Genomic DNA, 2,471 nt, shown 5'->3' with positions numbered 1-2,471 from the left:
TTGAAAGGGTAATAAATATTTTAAACAACAGACCACGAAAAAGATTTGGTTTTAAAACGCCCAATGAAATTTTCGCTCAAAAATTGAATGAAAACTGTGATGTTGCATTTATAACTTGAATCCACCAAGAATAAAAAACGTCGTACAACATTGTATTGGCAAAATGCGGGGGAAAGTGCAAAATCGAAAAGCAGAAAAAATAATCCGCTCATGCTTTTCAATTCCACTTTTTTTATTAACTTAGTGTACTTGAAAAAGCATTCGCTACGTTTGGTCGTTCTTGAACTTTCAGTTCTTCGAAAGCCCGCACTTCGCCAATACTTTTTCCGTTATCTGTAATGCTATCACAAACCGTAATAAAAAAAAATTGAGTAAAATTCACAAATTGTTTGACAAAAATTACTACGCTTTTTCTACAATTGCAATTATGATTGCTTTAACAACCTTTATTTTCGATTTAAACAATAAAAATCCAACAAATAAGAATGAAATTACAAATATTCATGGCAAAATTGAAAAATTCGACTATAAACCTAACTCTAATCAGAAATATACATATTTGATTAAAATACAAAATCTAAACAATCATTTCCAAATTCCTGCTAGTTATTTGTCCGTATTCAATAAAAAAGGACTTGAATTAAATGCTAATAAAAACGAAATTTTCAGTTTTCAAATACTCAAAAACGATGAACAGAAACTTAACAAAAACTCAACTGTTTCCGTATTTGGAATTTATGCAAATTCAGATATTTTTTTAGACTTCAATAAAGTTATTCAAATCAACAAAAATTCAAAAAAAATAAATCCATTTGTTAGTTTATTCTTTTTTATTGCAGCAATCGGTTTTTTTTTAATACGAAAGTTCTTCTGGAAGCCTCAAACGAAGCACTACAGATAACATCGTATTCGCAAAAAGCGGGGTTGAATTCTTACTAGAAACATTCGTCAAAATAATCCGCAAAAAATTTTTCCGCTTCCTTTTTTTTCTTAATTTAGTCAGCGGAAAAAGTTTTTGCTAAGGTTCGGGAAAGTTGAACTTTTCGGCTTCAAAAGCCCGCTCTTCGCGAATACGTTTTCCGTTGTACGACATTTTATCCAAAAATCCGTTTTAAATTAATTTAATGATTGAAAATTTACCAATTAAAGAAATTTCATTGTTGATTCTAGGAACTCTTTCAACATATCTAATATGGCGAGTTCAATTTCAGAAAGATAAAATCAAAAACATAGAAACCCAACTTTCGGAAAAAAAATTTCAAATTTATTCTGAATTAGTTTATATAATTTTTGATACAATGCACGGTGAAAAAATTGGAAAAAAGGTCAATGATAAAGAACTACTGAAAAGAATCTTGGACATTAAAAAAAATATGTTTCTATATGCTTCTGACGAAATGTTTGAATCTTTTAAAAATTGGACACTTGAATTACAAAAGCCTGGAAATAACGGAGTGGACCATTTTAAAAAATATTTTGAATTAATGAAATTAGTTCGAAAAGATATGGGACAATCTAATTCAAAAATAAGTTTAGACGATTTTATGATTTATATAATGCAGAACGAAGAAGAGTATAGAAAATTTAAAGCATTATACAATTGGAATTAAGAAACGTAAATTGTTAATAAGTATTTTGATATTCAGTCTAAATTCTTCTATATTATTGTATTTTTGCTAATTTAAATGATAAAAATGGAAAAAAACGATTTCAATTTTAATGAATTTTTACTATCTAAAGGATTTGAGAAAATCAATTCTAATATTTACTTGTATAAAGTTGATGAAGATTTCACTCTAAAACTAACAATTGAAGATGGTAAATATATAATACCTTTTGCTCCAGATAAGGAATTCAAGTCTAAAATACCTCAAAATAAAGAAAAAGCCACCGAAAATTTTAAAACGATTGCAGATATATTGGATATAAACTTTTAAAAAAACGTCGTACAACAGTGTATTGGCAAAAGACGGGGTGAATATTGTCTTTGAGAATTCAGTTAACAAAATTCGCAAAAAACTTTTTCGTTTTACTTTTTTTAGTATTTTAGCAAAACGAAAAAAGTTTTTGCTCAGGATGGTTTTCACTTACATTTTGTGTTAGCAGTAGCCCGTCCTTCGCCAATACTTTTTCCGTTGTGCGATATTTTATAAGGAATGTTCTCCAAATATCATTTTTGCAACGAATAAATCACAGTTTGATAAAACTGAAAACAGAGGAGAACGCTTCGAAATAATAGTAAAAGAACCGAGTAAATTATTCCTACAATGAGGGCAGACTTCCTGAACATCGTTCCCTCTCTCATTTTTCCGAGTAAAGTATAATCCAAAAAGTTGGATTATACAAAAGGTGGATTCAAGTTATAAATGCAACATCACAGTTTTCATTCAATTTTTGAGCGAAAATTTCATTGGGCGTTTTAAAACCAAATCTTTTTCGTGGTCTGTTGTTTAAAATATTTATTACCCTTT

At 28.6% G+C, this 2,471-nt stretch carries 3 protein-coding genes and 2 pseudogenes; 4 read left to right on the top strand and 1 reads right to left on the bottom strand.

The window, feature by feature from the left end; translation table 11 throughout:
* From EIY84_RS12045 to EIY84_RS11625, 4 genes and pseudogenes are all read left to right on the top strand, one after another.
* A pseudogene (locus EIY84_RS12045) lies at positions 1 to 119 on the top strand (IS30 family transposase); the annotation flags it as partial.
* A gap of 248 nt (positions 120 to 367) precedes the next feature.
* On the top strand, positions 368 to 901 hold the full coding sequence (locus EIY84_RS11845; RefSeq protein ID WP_164472049.1) for a hypothetical protein: 534 nt from the start codon (positions 368 to 370) through the stop codon (positions 899 to 901).
* Positions 902 to 1,124: 223 nt separating this feature from the next.
* Entirely contained in the window at positions 1,125 to 1,610 is a 486-nt protein-coding gene (locus tag EIY84_RS11630; RefSeq protein WP_124643362.1) for a hypothetical protein, read from the top strand.
* An 84-nt stretch (positions 1,611 to 1,694) separates the two neighbouring features.
* Positions 1,695 to 1,937, top strand: coding sequence for a hypothetical protein (locus tag EIY84_RS11625; protein ID WP_124643360.1), 243 nt, complete (start codon positions 1,695 to 1,697; stop codon positions 1,935 to 1,937).
* A gap of 418 nt (positions 1,938 to 2,355) precedes the next feature.
* On the opposite strand, the pseudogene EIY84_RS12040 reads toward EIY84_RS11625, so the two are convergent.
* Positions 2,356 to 2,471: pseudogene (locus EIY84_RS12040) on the bottom strand (IS30 family transposase); the annotation flags it as partial.

The organism is Amniculibacterium aquaticum, from assembly GCF_003852705.1.
Classification (GTDB): domain Bacteria; phylum Bacteroidota; class Bacteroidia; order Flavobacteriales; family Weeksellaceae; genus Amniculibacterium; species Amniculibacterium aquaticum.
Note: the sequence above shows the minus strand (reverse complement) of the source record. Positions and strands in the feature narration are given on the sequence as shown.